Origin of the sequence: Pectobacterium parmentieri, assembly GCF_001742145.1 — a bacterium.
GTDB lineage: Bacteria > Pseudomonadota > Gammaproteobacteria > Enterobacterales > Enterobacteriaceae > Pectobacterium > Pectobacterium parmentieri.
The window spans coordinates 3038020-3053676 of record NZ_CP015749.1; the positions used below are offsets into that span (position 1 = coordinate 3038020).

Below are 15657 nucleotides of genomic sequence, written 5' to 3' on the forward strand. Positions count from 1 at the left end.
AGATGGTAGAGTACAGTTAGATTCCATCGATAAAAGCGATATACTCGTCATACTTCAAGTTGCATGTGCGTTGGCAATACTCGGCTCATTCTGAGCCTCGCCCTGGAGGGCCGCCGCTAGCGGCGTTCAAATCGGCTTAGCCGATTTGTCCTCGCTCACCCCAGTCACTTACTGATGTAAGCTCCTGGGGATTCACTGCGTCGCCGCGTTATTCGGCCTTACGGCCTCCCCCTCCGGGGTCAGCGCAAGCGCTGTTCAAAAACGCCTTGCCGTTTTTGTCCTGAAACTCGAATTATTTAGGGTATAGATAAAGATGCGGTATTCACCAGAATCCTTGCTGGCTTTTATCACCACCGTTGATGCAGGCTCGTTTTCTGCCGCCGCTCGACGATTACATAAAAGCCAGTCCACCATCAGCGCCGCGATAGCGAATTTGGAAACCGATCTGGGGCTGACGCTATTTGATCGATCCGGTCACCAGCCCGTTCTGACGCTGGCGGGTAGAAAAGTGCTTTCTCACGTACAGGCCATCTTATCCGCCAGTGAGGAGCTGGATGAGCTGGCGATCCGTTTGGCCGACCATATCGAACCCCGTCTGACGTTTGTACTGTCCGATATCTGGCAGGCCACCCATTACGAACCCGTGATTCAGCGTTTTGCACACAACTTTCCCGATATTGAATTTGAATGTCTGGTTGCGGAAGGCGATGACGTCATCGATCTACTACAGATGGATCGCGCACATGTCGGGCTACTGCGCGCCCAAACGGATTACCCGCCCGATATCGCCGCCGCACGTTTGCAGGTTAAGACCGAAATGGCCGTCTTCGTGTCAGCCGCCCATCCACTCGCGACTGAGAAAACCGTCACCCGTAGTCAACTCGCGACGATCCGTCAGCTTTATCTCAATACCTATAAACGCAGTGACCGGCCGCAGCCGGAAGGGATCGTCTGGTCTGCGCCGTCCTACCTTATGCTATTGGAAATGGCGCAGCAGGGGCACGGCTGGAGCATTCTACCGCGCTGGCTGGTGGCACAATATGACCGACAAAAACTGGTAGAACTGCCCGTTGCAGGCTGGCCACAGTGGATTGACGTCGATGTCGTCTGGTCTAAACCCCATCCACCCGGTCCTGCTGGGCTGTGGATGATCGACAATCTCCTTGCTCAGCAAGAGAGTACACCGTCGTAGCGCGGGGAAAGTCACAGCAGTAATCATACGAGCCACACCGCAGTGGCTTTTATGATGAGCCTGCTTTTTAGCGATGAGATAAAAAGCCGATAACGGTTCCTTTATATCGCCAGTTAATAGCATTAAAGTTTAAATGGTTATTGTTTTTAATTTAACCGTTTACTTAACTTAATTAAGCCAATTAAAAGAGGAATATTTTCACGCTCACTCTCGTATTGTTTCCTGTATCCCCACACGCAGGAAACCTGTGCTGTGCCGCCGTTCGGCATCTCCGCCTCAGGGAAAAAATAACCCGTCACATCATTATTATTGTGATGTACCAAAGTGGTACTTCCCGACAAAAAACCATACTATTATGGTGATTACTACTTTTGTATTCGAGACATTCCTGTCGTGCTGCGTAATACGCCTTACCTTAATAATAAGACGTTGAATCCTATAAAGGTCGGAATTTATTAATTAATGCCATTGCAAGTGAGAAAAAAATGTCGAATAAACCCTTCTATTACCAAGATCCTTTTCCACTAAGTAAAGATGACACCGAATATCGCCTGCTGAGCAGCGATTTTGTCTCTGTCGCGCAATTTGAAGGTCAGGACATCCTGAAAGTCGAGCCAGCGGCGTTGACCCTTCTTGCCCAACAAGCCTTCCACGATGCGTCTTTCATGCTCCGCCCCGCTCACCAGCAGCAAGTTGCCGATATTCTTCACGACCCGGAAGCGAGCGAAAACGATAAATACGTTGCTCTGCAATTCCTGCGCAACTCCGAAATTTCCGCCAAGGGCATCCTGCCGACCTGTCAGGATACCGGTACGGCAATCATCGTGGGTAAAAAAGGTCAGAACGTCTGGACTGGCAGCAACGATGCCGAAGCGCTGTCCAAGGGCGTATACAACACGTTCATTGAAGACAACCTGCGTTACTCACAAAACGCCGCGTTGGATATGTATAAAGAGGTCAATACTGGCACCAACCTGCCCGCGCAGATTGATCTTTACAGCACCGAGGGCGAAGACTATAAATTCCTGTTCGTCACCAAAGGCGGCGGTTCTGCCAACAAAACCTACCTGTATCAGGAAACCAAAGCGCTGCTGACGCCGGGTAAATTGAAGAGCTTCCTGATCGAGAAAATGCGTTCACTGGGCACTGCGGCCTGCCCGCCGTACCACATCGCGTTTGTCATTGGTGGCACTTCGGCGGAAACCACGTTGAAAACGGTGAAGCTGGCTTCGACCAAGTACTACGACGAACTGCCAACGGAAGGTAATGAACACGGCCAGGCGTTCCGCGATGTGGCACTGGAACAGGAAATTCTGGAAGCGGCGCGCGATCTGGGTCTGGGCGCGCAGTTCGGCGGTAAATATTTCGCGCATGACGTGCGGATTATCCGCCTGCCGCGCCACGGCGCATCGTGTCCGGTCGGCATGGGCGTGTCCTGTTCCGCTGACCGCAACATCAAAGGCAAGATCAACCGCAAAGGCGTCTGGCTGGAGCAGTTAGAGCAGAATCCGGGCAAATATATTCCTGAGCACCTGCGTGAAACGGGCGAAGGCGATGCGGTTAAAATCGATCTGAACCGCCCGATGGCCGAGATCCTGAAGACGCTATCGCAGTATCCGGTATCTACCCGCCTTTCCCTGACGGGCACCATCATCGTGGGCCGTGATATTGCTCACGCCAAGTTGAAGGAGCGTCTGGATAACGGCGAAGGCCTGCCGCAGTACATCAAAGATCACCCGATCTACTACGCCGGCCCGGCGAAAACGCCGGAAGGTTACCCATCGGGTTCATTAGGCCCAACCACCGCAGGCCGCATGGATTCCTACGTTGATTTGCTGCAAGCTAACGGCGGCAGCATGGTCATGCTGGCGAAAGGCAACCGCAGCCAACAGGTGACCGACGCGTGCCATAAACACGGCGGTTTCTACCTCGGCAGCATCGGCGGCCCGGCAGCGATTCTGGCGCAGAACAGCATCAAGAGCCTGACCTGCGTGGAATATCCGGAGCTGGGAATGGAAGCCATCTGGAAAATCGAAGTCGAAGATTTCCCTGCTTTTATTCTGGTCGATGATAAAGGCAACGATTTCTTCCAGGTGATTCAGAGCGCCACGTGCGTGAAATGTGGCTAAACAAGCCATAGCATGTTCATATACCAACGCCCCGACCATCGGGGCGTTTTTTATTTGATGCCCAGTCGCTTCGCCAGACGATGCAGGTTTCCGCCGTCCATTTCCAATTCTCTGGCGCAGGATGACCAGTTGCCTTGGTGGCGTGCCAACGTTTGTTGGATAATCCGACGCTGATAATCATCCGTTGCCTCCCTCAGGCCACCGCTGATGAAATACGCGGGCACTGTCTCAATAGCATTCGACGATGCTATTGAATAAACCGGCTGGGAGGGCAGTTCGAGATTAAAATGCTCAGGGCCTAAAAGCACCTCGCCCGATTCCTGTCCCGCTCTCGCCAGTACGGTGGCGCGGTAAATGGAATGTTCCAGTTCACGTACATTCCCCGGCCAATCGTACCGCTCCAGCAGCGCGCCCGCTTCTGCAGTCAGCGCCAAACGCACTAATCCCAACTGCACGCGGCTACGTTCACAGAAGAAACCTGCCAGCAGCGCCACATCCTGACTGCGCTCACGCAGCGGTGGTACAGACAGCGGGAACACGCTCAACCGGTGGAATAAATCGGCGCGGAAAGCGCCATCCAATACCGCTTGCCGCAGGTCTCGGTTGGTCGCCGCCAGCACGCGCACATTCACTTTCAGGCTGCTGTCATCCCCCACGCGCTGTAGATCGCCGTACTGCAAGACGCGTAGCAGCTTCGCCTGTAGCGTTAACGACAGCTCGCCAATCTCATCCAGAAACAGCGTGCCGTTATCCGCCATTTCAAACTTACCGGTTCGATGGTGAATCGCACCGGTAAACGCCCCTTTCACATGACCAAACAGTTCACTCTCGGCCACCGATTCGGGCAGCGCAGCGCAGTTTAGATAGACCAAAGGATGATTCGCGCGACTGGAGCCATGATGGATCGCCCGCGCCACCAACTCTTTACCGACGCCAGTTTCCCCCATGATCAGCACATTCAGATCGGAACCTGCGACGATATTCACTTCTTTCTTCAACCGCTGCATCGGCTCCGACAGGCCAACCATTTCCTCCACGCTTTCCGCCGCTGGGCTTTCAGCGCGTACCGGCGCGGGCAACTGCCGCTCAAGACGCTCCATCAGCAGCGCATTGCTCAGCGCCGCCGCCGCCATCGCTCCTACCAGCCGCAGTTCTTCATCGCTAAAATGATCGAACTGACACGGGTCCATGCCGTCCACGGTCAGCGCACCGATCAGGTTCTGATTGGCAAATAGCGGCAGGCCAACGCAGGCGTGTACCTTAAGATCCTCTTGGCTGGGGATCAGACCGTCATACGGATCGGGAAGGTGGCTGTCCGCCGGAAAACGCACCACGTCACCGGCACGAGCAATCGCCTCTAACCGAGGATGATCGGACAGGCGAAAGCGTCGCCCCAGCACGTCCGGTGCCAGACCATCGATCGCCAGCGGGCGGAATAGCTGATTTTCGTAACGCAGCAGCGCCGACGCATCGCAGCGCAACAGTTGGCGCAGGCTGTTGATCAAACGCTGAAAACGATCCTGATTCGACAACCCCATTTGCAGTTCGATAGCGATGCGGGCAAGAGCGTTAATGGAAAGCGTCATGGTGTGTCCTAATGACATTGCCTGTGTCATTAAGACAATAGATAAAGAATGTCATTTTGACAATCATTATTTATTAAATCGTTATAAATCAACATAGTAAAAACTGGCACGCTTCCTGCAATCTCTACAACATATTTTCCCGCATATGATTATTGAGGTTTCAGAACATGACGATTCACGTTAAGAACAACATCCACTGGGTTGGACAACGCGACTGGGAAGTCCGTGATTTTCACGGCACGGAATACAAAACGTTGCAAGGCAGCAGCTATAACAGCTACCTGATCCGCGAAGAGAAAACCGTACTGATCGATACCGTCGATCACAAATTCAGCCGTGAATTTGTGCAGAATCTGATGGCGGAAGTGGATCTGAACACGATTGATTATATCGTGATCAACCATGCCGAAGAGGATCACGCCGGGGCGCTGAGCGAACTGATGGCGCGTATTCCCAACACGCCAATTTACTGCACCTACAACGCGATCGATTCCATTACCGGCCATCACCACCATCCTGAGTGGAATTTCCACACGGTCAAAACCGGTGACACGCTGGATATTGGCAACGGCAAGCAGTTGATCTTTATCGAAACACCGATGCTGCACTGGCCGGACAGCATGATGACCTACATGACCGAGGATGCCGTGCTGTTCAGCAACGATGCATTCGGCCAGCACTACTGCGATGAGCACCTGTTTAATGACGAGGTGGATCAAACCGAACTGTTCGAACAGTGCCAGCGCTATTTCGCCAATATCTTGACGCCGTTCAGCCGTCTGGTAACCGCCAAGATCCACGAAGTGCTGGGCTTCAACCTGCCACTGTCGATGGTTGCCACCTCACACGGCGTGGTATGGCGTGACGACCCTGCCCAGATCATCCATCTGTATCTGAAGTGGGCAGACAGCTATCAGGAAGATCGCATCACGCTGTTTTACGACACCATGTCCAATAACACCCGCATGATGGCCGACGCTATTGCGCAAGGTATCAACGATGTCGACCCCGGCGTTGCAGTAAAAATCTATAACGTCGCCCGCCACGACAAGAACGAGATTCTGACGCAGGTCTTCCGCTCGAAAGGTGTGCTCGTCGGTTCATCCACCATGAATAACGTGATGATGCCAAAGGTCGCTGCCATGCTGGAAGAGATCACCGGCCTGCGTTTCCAAAACAAGAAAGCTTCGGCGTTCGGTAGCTACGGCTGGAACGGCGGTGCGGTAGACCGCGTTCAAACCCGTCTGATGGACGCCGGTTTTGAAACTACACTGGCGCTGAAAACCAAGTGGCGTCCTGACGGCTCAGCGCTGGAAATTTGCCGCGAACACGGCCGCGAAATTGCCCGCCAGTGGGCGCTGCATCCGCTGGATGATACGCCTGCCCGTCGCGTCATTTCCCCCACAAAACAGGTCGCCGCACCGCAAACCGCAGCCGCTGTGAGCGCCCCTGCCGAAAGCGCTTGTGGCTGTAGTGAAGTGGCTGCGCCATCATCAACAGCACAGCCAGCAGCCACGTCAGAAAGCGGCTGTATGCAGTGCAGCGTATGCCAGTGGATCTACGATCCGGCACTCGGCGAGCCAATGCAGGATGTCACGCCTGGCACCATGTGGTCTGACGTACCCGACAGCTTCCTCTGCCCGGAATGTGGACTGGGTAAAGACGTTTTCAATCCGATTCGCTAAGGAGAGGAGGATGAAAGATATCGTGATTATTGGCGCGGGCTTTGCCGCCCGCCAACTCATCCGGCAGTTGCGTAAACTGGATGCTCACAGCCCTATCCGCCTGATCGCCGCCGACAGCGGCGATGAGTACAACAAACCGGATTTAAGCCATGTGATGAGCCTGCAACAGCACGCCGACGATCTGACCAAAATGCACGCCACCGCGTTTGCCGAAGAAAACCGTATTACGCTGCTGGCTAATACGCGCGTTACCGCGATTGATCGCCATGCACAGCAAGTCGTCTGCGGCACAGATCGTTACGATTACCACAAGCTGGTATTCGCGACCGGGGCCAGCGCCATCGTGCCACTGATTCCGGGGCGCGAACACATGCTGACGCTCAATAGCCAGCAGGAATACCGCATCCACGAAACTCGACTCTGGCAGGCCGAACGCGTGCTGGTGCTCGGTGCCGGGCTCATCGGCACTGAACTGGCGATGGATTTGAGTCGCGCCGGAAAGCGGGTCACACTGGTTGACTGCGCCAGTAACATTCTGTCCGCATTGATGCCGCCTGAAGTCAGCGCACGCCTGCAATTCACCCTGACGCAGCAAGGCGTTTCACTGCAGTTGAATACGACGGTGCAGCAACTGGAAAAAACCGAAACTGGTGTGCAGGCGATATTTACCGATGGTCGCACGGTCGAAGTGGACGAGATCATCTCTGCAATCGGTTTGCAGGCCAATATGCAACTGGCGAAAGCGGCAGATTTGGCGGTGCGGAAAGGCATCCAGACCAATGCACAGTTGCAGACCACCGATCCGCAGATTTATGCGCTGGGTGACTGTGCGGAAATTGGCGGTAAGCTGCTGCCTTTCCTGCAACCGATTCAACTCAGCGCTATCACGCTGGCGAAAAACCTACTAGGTGCCAGCGAAGCGCTGACGCTGCCACCGATGCTGGTTAAAATCAAGACGCCGCTGTTCCCTCTACAGATGGCTGGCGATACCACTGGCGACGATTTGCACTGGCAGCAGGAATGGAACGAGCAGGGGATGGTGGCAAAAGCGCTGGATGACCAACAAAGGCTGCGTGCCTTTGTGGTCGGCGGTGAGCGGATGAAAGAGGCATTTCCGCTGCTGCGACAGCTTTCCACGATAAGTTCAACCACAGCCTGACGCGGAAAAATAAATAATGCATTTAAAATACATATTTCTGGTCAGCTAGCGTGTGGATTAATAGAATACGGCTATCGCTTTTAGAATTTACGGACCGAGGTAACGATGCAAGATCTCATTTGTTATAAGAAGATGCCACAGTGGAACAGCCAGACGCTGCCTGCCGCGTTTCAGGAAAAGCACAACACGCAGGAAGGTACCTGGGCAAAACTGACCGTGCTGAAAGGGGAAATGACCTTTTCTATGCTGACCGAAGATGGTGATACGCTGGAGACATTCCACTTCACCGAGCAGAACCAGCCGCCGTTTGTGGAGCCACAGGCGTGGCACCGCATCGTATCGTTCTCTGACGATCTTGAGTGTCAGCTTAGCTTTTTCTGTTCGGCGGAAGATTTCTACCATAAAAAATACGGCCTGACGCGTACCCATTCCGAAGTAATCAACGCAGTGCAGCACATCAAGCCAGGCAAAACGCTGGATTTAGGCTGTGGCGGCGGGCGTAACTCGCTGTATCTGAACCTGCGCGGATTTGATGTGACCGCCTGTGATAAACACGAGCAAAGCATTGATTCGCTGAATAACATTATCAAGAGCGAAGCACTGGATAACATCCGGGCGGGCGTTTACAACATCAATCTGGCAGAAATCAAAGAGCAATACGACTTCATCCTGTCGACCGTCGTATTGATGTTCCTGGAACGCGACCGTATTCCGCACATCATCAGCAATATGCAAGACAGCACGGTTGATGGCGGCTATAACCTGATTATCGCCGCGATGTCGACGGAAGATTGTCCGTGCCCGATGCCCTTCTCGTTTACCTTTAAAGAAGACGAGTTGAAGAACTATTACGCCGATTGGGAAATCCTTAAATACAACGAGGACATGGGCGAACTACACAAGACAGATGCGCAGGGTAATCGCATCAAGCTACGTTTCGCGACGCTGCTGGCAAGAAAACCCTAAGCACCGGTGAGTTGTTATAGCATCAGTCATAAAACAAAAGGGCCGATTAATCGGCCCTTTTGTCTACATGATTTCCGCAAAAATCAGCTAGCTTTGCGCTCTGCCGCAATGCGGTAAGCGACCAGATCTTCGATCGTCAGCACCAGCATGTCGTGCTGTTTGGCAAACGCGATCACTTCCGGCGCGTGCGCCATTGAGCCATCATCGTTCGTCAGTTCACACAGTACGCCAGACGGCTTCAGGCCCGCCAGCGTCATCAGATCAACCGTTGCTTCCGTGTGACCACCGCGCGTTAATACGCCACCCGGCTGGGCGCGCAACGGGAACACATGACCAGGGCGATTCAGATCGCTCGGCTTCGCATTATCCGCAATCGCAGCACGAATGGTGGTCAAGCGATCTCCAGCGGAAACCCCCGTCGTCACGCCTTCGGCGGCTTCGATGGTTACGGTGAACGCCGTTTGGTAATGGCTGGAATTCTTCTCCACCATCATCGGCAAGTCCAACTGCTGGCGACGCTCTTCCGTCAGGCACAGGCACACAATGCCACTGCCGTGACGGATCGTCAGCGCCATTTGTTCAACGGTCATGTTTTCAGCGGAGAAGATCATATCACCTTCGTTTTCACGATCTTCATCATCCAGCACCAGCACACCGCGGCCATGACGCAATGCATCAAGTGCGCGTTCTACGCGTTCGGTAGGATTGCCAAATTCAGAAAGTAATGTCTGATTCATGGTAAAAAACCTCAATGTTATTATGAATTACCAGAATCAGGGCGAGCTTGAGGAGTAACCACTACCACTGGTTGCATAGTAATGGCTAACAAAAATAACGCGAGCGGGCATATAGCCCGACAGATACCGTTACTCTCTCCCATCCGGACTCTAACCGTCGGCTCCGGAATTACACCGGATCTGCTGACCTCACGTTGCTAAACTGGCAATAAAAACCGGAAAACACAACGTAAGCGCTCGCGGGCTTCCAGTGCGCAGAACCTTATTCGTTCATACGTTCACTGGTTTACCGCCGGTGGGGAATTACACCCCGCCCTGAGAATAAGCAGATTTACTATAACGCTAATACCTCGATAGGGCAATTGATCCGCTACAGGAAATAGGGCAAAACGTATGCTGGAATACAGTAAAATTATGCTGAATATGTGCAAAGCAGATGTCGGATTTCATTTATAGCCATTACACTTGCTCTTGCTATAGTATTTACTTACATAACCTAATCAGGAAAGCGACATGATTGACCCAAAGAAGATTGAGCAAATCGCCCGTCAAGTGCATGAATCCATGCCAAAAGGTATCCGGGAATTGGGTGATGATGTGGAGAAGAAGGTTCGTCAGGTCTTGCAAGCACAACTGACCCGACTGGATTTGGTGAACCGTGAAGAGTTCGATATTCAGACGCAGGTTCTGCTCCGCACTCGCGAGAAGATTGCCCGTCTGGAACAGCGTCTGACCGAGTTGGAAGCGAAGTTGTCTGCGGAAGAAAAGCCTGCCACCGTAGCGGAAAACGATTAATCGTCACCCGATGCAGCGCCCTCTTCAGGGCGCTGCTCAATTCCAGGCGCGGCAATAGCGGCAGACAAATTTCACACCGCAGAATGTCAGAAGAAAGGACTCAGTGAGAAACCAGTTCAACGTGCCTGCGCGGCAAAAACAGCCACAGTACGGCCAGCGTGATTAACGCATACAGCGATTTCCAGCCGATCATCAGCAACAGCGCACAGCAGAGCATGCCTCCGATTACAGCCATCACTCTGGCCTTTCCTTGCAGCAAACGCCATCCCGCTAGCATACACAGCAGATAGATCAGTACAAAAATGCCGTTCGCGTACACAATCAGCATATCCAACGGTAACCTGAGCCAGTAAATCAACAGGCAACACACCAGACAGCAGATCACCACAACCGACAGGGCATTCACTGGTGCCTGCCCTGCGGACAGCTTAGCCAATGCACTGCCTTTCGGTGCCTGCGACCAGACTAAACGGGCAAAACCCTGCGTGTAGATATTCACGCTGGCAAAACAGGCCAGATACCCGACAAAGCAGGCGATCCACAGCGCGTGCTGACCAAACAATTGCACGACGATCCCCGGCAATGATGCCGTTGCAGCAATCCCTTCCCCATAAGCCTTAAAATGCAGTACGGCTACCGTGCATCCCCAATAAACCGCCCCTGCGACCAGCATGCCGATGAGTAAAGCCCGTGGAAAATCACGCTCCGGCACCCGAAACTCCGTCGCCATATGCGCAAAAGCCTCAAGCCCAACGAAGCACCAAAACATGACCGCCAACGCGCCGAAGGTGTTAGACCATGACAATTCATTCACTGACGGCCAAGGGATATGCGCAGGCGTGATTTCCCCCTGCCACCAGATCGCGGCGACCAATCCCACCACGAGCATCGCAATGACGATCTGAATGTTGGCACTCGATCCAGCACTGCGCAGGCCAAGCAGCCAGATACCGCCCAGCGTCAGTAACTGTACGCAGAGCAGCCCCAATTCGTTCCAGCCAAATGCCGCCTGCCAAAACCCGGCAGCAATCTGCAAGGCTGCAGGTAGCCCAAGAGGGATAACGGAAAGGAAGAGCCAGCCGGTTACACGTGCCATTCGCGGCCCGAAGGCCAAATTAACAAAGTGCGCGGCACCGCCCGCATTAGGAAAATGTTGCCCCAGCGCAGCGAAACCAATGGCAATAGGGAAAACAAACAGGATCAAAATCGGCCAGGCCCACAGGCTGTCTTGCTGTGCCAACTGCGCGACCAGCGCAGGAACCGCAAATACCCCGGTCCCCAATAGCGAGGTAGAAAGCAACCCAACGCCTTGAATCAGACCAAGCTCTTGTTTTAATCCTTTTGCTTCACTCACAACATGTCACCCTTTTCTTACTTTTTACACTACTGCCGGATCGAAGGATAAAAAAAAGCCTCCACTAACGGAGGCTTCTCTCTCACCCACTGCATTCACAAATTTCATGCTTTCACATACGCTTTTTATGTTTTCACATAGATAATGCTATCAAGCGTTGGCTTTCAACACATCGCGAATACGGGCTTTGTAGGATTCAACCTTCTGCGGCGTCATCATACGACGCTCATCATCTTGCACCACACCGCCGACATCGTCAGCAATACGCTGCGCAGACTGTAACATCAGTTTAAAGTTTTGGCTGGCATCGCCATAAGACGGCACCATCATGAAAATGGACACGCCGGGCGTCGAGAATTCGGACATCGCATCCACATTAAACGAACCGGGTTTCACCATATTCGCCAAACTGAACAACACTGGCCCTGCGCCAGCCGGGTTCACATGACGATGGAAAATGTTCATTTCACCAAACTGGAAGCCAGCTTGAAGCAGGCTTTGTAACAGCACCTCACCGCCAATCACTCCCCCCTGATGCGCCACCACGTGCAGCACCAGAACGGCTTCTTTTGCCGCGGCGGGTTCAACTGGCTCCGCGGGTTGCAGAGGCTGCGCTGGCTGAACCTTCTCATGCAGTGAATGCGCTGCAGGCTGCTGCGGTGCAGATGGCGATGCATCATACGCAAATGATTCACGCGGGGCACCCATGCCAGGCTCAGCAGTAGAAGGTTCTTTCGGTTCGGCGACCTGCGGATTAATCTCGCCACGCACTGGCGCACGCGGAGAATCCACTGGCATTGCTTCATCCAGCAAAGGGTCATAAGACGAAACGGGAGACAGGTTTTCGAACGGCGATTTCGCCGCTGAACGCGCATCTTCGCGTGCACTATAGTGATGAGACGACGCGTTGTCAGACGGCGCGTTATCAAAGGACGAACTGCTAAATGAAGGCTCATTCTGCTGCGAGCGAGCCCCCTTCACGCGAACTTCGCCAACGCCTTCGTCCAGATCGTCAAGCGGCGCTTCATCCCGCGTTTTCTTTGCTCGTTTAACCGGGCGGTCACGAAAAAGGGACGAGCGCTCTTTACGGCTAGTCCACAAGCCGTGCAGTAAAAGCGCTATTATAGCGATCGCGCCAACAACGATTAATATCAGACGCAAGTCCTGCATCATTGCTATCCCAATTGTTCTAACAATACATTGCCACCACGGCAAATACTTATACTACTAACTCTATTTGCCTGAGTACACAAGTGCAAGCCTGCGCGGTACTTTATGGCAATAAAGATAGATAGAACGCATTTTTTTGCTGTTTTTTCATCCAAATATGGGCTAGCCAGCATAAGATCATCCCGATATGATGCCTCAACAAACAAATGACTGAGAACATTGTCACAATGTCTTCCGAAAAACCGCCTTACGGCAATACAGCAGACCAAACTCGCAGTGGTATACACTATTTTCTTGCCGGATGGCGCCTGATCTCACTGCCTGGTATCCGACGTTTCGTTATCCTTCCTTTACTCATGAACATCGTGCTGATGGGCGGCGCTTTTTGGTGGCTTTTCACCCGGCTTAATAACTGGATCCCCCAGATCATGAGCTATATACCGAGCTGGCTGCAATGGCTTAGTTACCTCATTTGGCCACTCGCCGTACTCTCCATATTGCTGGTATTCAGCTACCTATTCAGCACTATCGCCAATTTTATCGCCGCCCCGTTTAACGGCTTATTGGCAGAACAGTTGGAAGCAAAATTAACCGGCCAAACGCTGCCGGACAGCGGCATACTCAGTATTGCCAAAGACGTCCCGCGCATCATGACGCGTGAGGTCCAAAAGCTGACGTATTACCTGCCACGCGCGATTGTATTACTGCTTCTCTACTTCATCCCTGGTATTGGGCAGACTGTCGCTCCGCTTCTGTGGTTTCTATTCAGCGCGTGGATGCTGGCAATTCAGTACTGCGATTATCCTTTTGATAACCACAAAGTGGGCTTCTCCACGATGCGGCAGGCATTACGCCGCCACAAAGTCACCAATATGCAGTTTGGCGCATTGGTCAGCCTGTTTACGCTGGTGCCTTTCTTGAATCTGGTCATCATGCCCGTTGCAGTATGTGGTGCGACGCAGTTGTGGGTGGATCGCTATCGGGATCTGTCCGCGACGCTACCGAAAACAGCACCATAAAAAGACAATGTACACAGGTTGATCACGGCAAGTGTTTTCTATTGTAATGAAAAGATATTTCTTAAGAACATAACGATATAGCAATTCTTTACTTCACTGAAAAGTGTGAACGAGTATTCTCTCTACGTTCGCAAAAATTTCATACAGTTATTAAGGACAGGCTATGAGCAAGATCTACGAAGACAATTCTTTCACAATCGGCCATACGCCGCTGGTTCGCCTGAACCGTATCGGCAACGGACGCATTCTGGTTAAGGTGGAATCCCGCAACCCCAGCTTTAGCGTAAAATGCCGTATCGGCTCCAACCTGATTTGGGATGCAGAAAAGCGTGGCGTTCTCAAATCGGGTATTGAACTGGTTGAACCTACCAGCGGAAACACAGGGATTGCCCTGGCCTACGTCGCAGCCGCTCGCGGTTACAAACTCACGCTCACCATGCCAGAAACCATGAGCATTGAGCGCCGTAAGCTGCTGAAAGCGCTGGGTGCCAACCTGGTGCTGACCGAAGGCGCGAAAGGCATGAAAGGCGCGATCGCCAAAGCGGAAGAGATTGTCGCCAGCGATCCGAAACGTTATCTGCTGTTGCAACAGTTCAGCAACCCAGCTAACCCAGAGATCCACGAGAAAACTACCGGCCCTGAAATCTGGGAAGATACCGATGGTCAGGTTGATGTCTTTATCTCTGGCGTCGGTACTGGCGGTACGCTGACCGGTGTAAGCCGCTACATCAAAAACACCAAAGGCAAAGCCATTATCAGCGTGGCGGTTGAACCTACCGACTCACCGGTAATCACTCAGGCGCTGGCAGGTGAGGAACTAAAACCCGGCCCGCACAAGATTCAAGGCATCGGCGCAGGTTTTATTCCTGATAACCTGGACCTGAAACTGATTGACCGCGTAGAAAAAGTCACGAATGAAGAAGCAATCAGCACCGCGCGCCGTTTGATGGAAGAAGAAGGCATTCTGGCCGGCATTTCTTCCGGTGCAGCCGTTGCCGCCGCGCTGAATTTGCTCAAAGAGAAAGAGTTTGACGGTAAAACTATCGTCGTTATTCTGCCTTCTTCCGGCGAACGCTACCTCAGCACCGCACTCTTTGCCGACCTGTTCACCGAGCAGGAACTGCAACAATAGCCACATTGCGCCCCTCGAACACTAAGTAAACAATGTGTTAAAAAAGCACCTATTTAGGTGCTTTTTTGTGGCACACTTCAAACTTTCCACCACATATGGATTGCTTTTCCGCATCAGGTTTAGTATTTAACCAAGCAATTATTTTGATGCGTGAAATTAATATCCGACAAATGCCACGCCTCATTACCTTGTTTGTTCCCCGCGCACGATAGCCACATTGCCGTTTTGCGACCGGGGTTAAGATAATGGGTGGCGGAATCTGCGGTGTTTGATGGTATTTTATTCAGGAAATACGTTTGACGGTTTTCTTGTCGCATCGTGGCTCGCCCCTGTAACATAAATCAGGCGCTAACCAAACAGGCTAAAGTTCAGTGAATCAGCTAAACTTTAGTTCCACAACATTAATCTAATCCATAAGTTGGGGAAAAAAGCATGTTCCAGCAAGAAGTAACTATCACCGCACCAAATGGCCTGCACACTCGTCCCGCTGCTCAATTCGTCAAAGAAGCCAAAGGTTTCACCTCCGAAATCACCGTGACGTCTAACGGCAAGAGCGCCAGCGCCAAGAGCCTCTTCAAATTACAAACACTCGGCTTAACCCAAGGAACTGTGGTTACTATCGCTGCGGAAGGCGAAGACGAACAAAAAGCGGTTGAACATCTGGTTAAACTGATGGCAGAGCTCGAGTAACCGACGGGTCTTTTTAGTGAGCATCAGAATCGAGTAAGGTAGG

At 52.5% G+C, this 15657-nt stretch carries 13 protein-coding genes and 1 riboswitch; of the genes, 9 read left to right on the forward strand and 4 right to left on the reverse strand.

Translation table 11 applies throughout. The annotated features are described in order from the left end of the window. Positions 1 to 313 precede the first annotated feature (313 nt). Both A8F97_RS13825 and fumA read left to right on the forward strand, forming a co-directional pair. Positions 314 to 1192 carry a LysR family transcriptional regulator gene (locus tag A8F97_RS13825; RefSeq protein WP_025919875.1) on the forward strand — a complete coding sequence of 293 codons (879 nt, stop codon included), beginning with the start codon at positions 314 to 316 and terminating at the stop codon, positions 1190 to 1192. A gap of 485 nt (positions 1193 to 1677) precedes the next feature. Beyond that, positions 1678 to 3321: a class I fumarate hydratase FumA gene (fumA, locus tag A8F97_RS13830; RefSeq protein WP_012822741.1), complete on the forward strand. Its 1644-nt coding sequence runs from the start codon at positions 1678 to 1680 to the stop codon at positions 3319 to 3321. A gap of 50 nt (positions 3322 to 3371) precedes the next feature. Here fumA and norR read toward each other — a convergent pair whose 3' ends face one another. Continuing rightward, positions 3372 to 4907: a nitric oxide reductase transcriptional regulator NorR gene (norR, locus tag A8F97_RS13835; RefSeq protein ID WP_012822740.1), complete on the reverse strand. Its 1536-nt coding sequence runs from the start codon at positions 4905 to 4907 to the stop codon at positions 3372 to 3374. 167 nt (positions 4908 to 5074) lie between these two features. Between norR and norV the strand changes: the two genes are divergently transcribed. The 3 genes from norV (at position 5075) to tehB (ending at position 8717) form a co-directional block, all read left to right on the forward strand. Beyond that, positions 5075 to 6592 carry an anaerobic nitric oxide reductase flavorubredoxin gene (gene norV / locus A8F97_RS13840; RefSeq protein ID WP_014698833.1) on the forward strand — a complete coding sequence of 506 codons (1518 nt, stop codon included), beginning with the start codon at positions 5075 to 5077 and terminating at the stop codon, positions 6590 to 6592. A gap of 10 nt (positions 6593 to 6602) precedes the next feature. Continuing rightward, positions 6603 to 7751, forward strand: a complete 1149-nt coding sequence (gene norW / locus A8F97_RS13845) for an NADH:flavorubredoxin reductase NorW (protein WP_012822738.1) — start codon at positions 6603 to 6605, stop codon at positions 7749 to 7751. Between the two features lie 105 nt (positions 7752 to 7856). Further along, positions 7857 to 8717: an SAM-dependent methyltransferase TehB gene (gene tehB / locus A8F97_RS13850; RefSeq protein ID WP_012822737.1), complete on the forward strand. Its 861-nt coding sequence runs from the start codon at positions 7857 to 7859 to the stop codon at positions 8715 to 8717. Positions 8718 to 8800: 83 nt separating this feature from the next. Here tehB and ribB read toward each other — a convergent pair whose 3' ends face one another. After that, positions 8801 to 9454, reverse strand: a complete 654-nt coding sequence (gene ribB, locus A8F97_RS13855; protein ID WP_012822736.1) for a 3,4-dihydroxy-2-butanone-4-phosphate synthase — start codon at positions 9452 to 9454, stop codon at positions 8801 to 8803. A gap of 127 nt (positions 9455 to 9581) precedes the next feature. Continuing rightward, a riboswitch (FMN riboswitch) is annotated at positions 9582 to 9781 on the reverse strand. A 186-nt stretch (positions 9782 to 9967) separates the two neighbouring features. Here ribB and ubiK point away from each other — a divergent pair. Beyond that, complete coding sequence (ubiK, locus tag A8F97_RS13860) at positions 9968 to 10249, forward strand: ubiquinone biosynthesis accessory factor UbiK (protein WP_012822735.1); 282 nt, start codon at positions 9968 to 9970, stop codon at positions 10247 to 10249. Between the two features lie 100 nt (positions 10250 to 10349). Here ubiK and yjeH read toward each other — a convergent pair whose 3' ends face one another. Both yjeH and zipA read right to left on the reverse strand, forming a co-directional pair. Continuing rightward, entirely contained in the window at positions 10350 to 11603 is a 1254-nt protein-coding gene (gene yjeH / locus A8F97_RS13865) for an L-methionine/branched-chain amino acid transporter (protein ID WP_012822734.1), read from the reverse strand. 150 nt (positions 11604 to 11753) lie between these two features. Beyond that, positions 11754 to 12776: a cell division protein ZipA gene (zipA, locus tag A8F97_RS13870; RefSeq protein WP_012822733.1), complete on the reverse strand. Its 1023-nt coding sequence runs from the start codon at positions 12774 to 12776 to the stop codon at positions 11754 to 11756. 224 nt (positions 12777 to 13000) lie between these two features. Between zipA and cysZ the strand changes: the two genes are divergently transcribed. The 3 genes from cysZ (at position 13001) to ptsH (ending at position 15614) form a co-directional block, all read left to right on the forward strand. After that, a complete protein-coding gene (gene cysZ / locus A8F97_RS13875; RefSeq protein ID WP_005971895.1) occupies positions 13001 to 13792 on the forward strand; it encodes a sulfate transporter CysZ in 792 nt (263 codons plus the stop codon). 163 nt (positions 13793 to 13955) lie between these two features. Beyond that, positions 13956 to 14924 (forward strand): cysteine synthase A, encoded by a 969-nt coding sequence (cysK, locus tag A8F97_RS13880; RefSeq protein ID WP_012822732.1) that lies wholly within the window; start codon positions 13956 to 13958, stop codon positions 14922 to 14924. 432 nt (positions 14925 to 15356) lie between these two features. Then, positions 15357 to 15614 (forward strand): phosphocarrier protein Hpr, encoded by a 258-nt coding sequence (gene ptsH, locus A8F97_RS13885; protein WP_005971891.1) that lies wholly within the window; start codon positions 15357 to 15359, stop codon positions 15612 to 15614. Positions 15615 to 15657: the final 43 nt, after the last annotated feature.

Excerpts from the sequence above, each read along its gene's own strand:
- ptsH (WP_005971891.1), top strand. The coding sequence starts at position 15,357 with ATGTTCCAGCAAGAAGTAACTATCACCGCACCAAATGGCCTGCACACT.
- fumA (WP_012822741.1), top strand. The coding sequence starts at position 1,678 with ATGTCGAATAAACCCTTCTATTACCAAGATCCTTTTCCACTAAGTAAA.
- zipA (WP_012822733.1), bottom strand. The coding sequence starts at position 12,776 with ATGATGCAGGACTTGCGTCTGATATTAATCGTTGTTGGCGCGATCGCT.
- cysZ (WP_005971895.1), top strand. The coding sequence starts at position 13,001 with ATGTCTTCCGAAAAACCGCCTTACGGCAATACAGCAGACCAAACTCGC.
- cysK (WP_012822732.1), top strand. The coding sequence starts at position 13,956 with ATGAGCAAGATCTACGAAGACAATTCTTTCACAATCGGCCATACGCCG.
- A8F97_RS13825 (WP_025919875.1), top strand. The coding sequence starts at position 314 with ATGCGGTATTCACCAGAATCCTTGCTGGCTTTTATCACCACCGTTGAT.
- ubiK (WP_012822735.1), top strand. The coding sequence starts at position 9,968 with ATGATTGACCCAAAGAAGATTGAGCAAATCGCCCGTCAAGTGCATGAA.
- norW (WP_012822738.1), top strand. The coding sequence starts at position 6,603 with ATGAAAGATATCGTGATTATTGGCGCGGGCTTTGCCGCCCGCCAACTC.
- norV (WP_014698833.1), top strand. The coding sequence starts at position 5,075 with ATGACGATTCACGTTAAGAACAACATCCACTGGGTTGGACAACGCGAC.
- tehB (WP_012822737.1), top strand. The coding sequence starts at position 7,857 with ATGCAAGATCTCATTTGTTATAAGAAGATGCCACAGTGGAACAGCCAG.
- ribB (WP_012822736.1), bottom strand. The coding sequence starts at position 9,454 with ATGAATCAGACATTACTTTCTGAATTTGGCAATCCTACCGAACGCGTA.
- norR (WP_012822740.1), bottom strand. The coding sequence starts at position 4,907 with ATGACGCTTTCCATTAACGCTCTTGCCCGCATCGCTATCGAACTGCAA.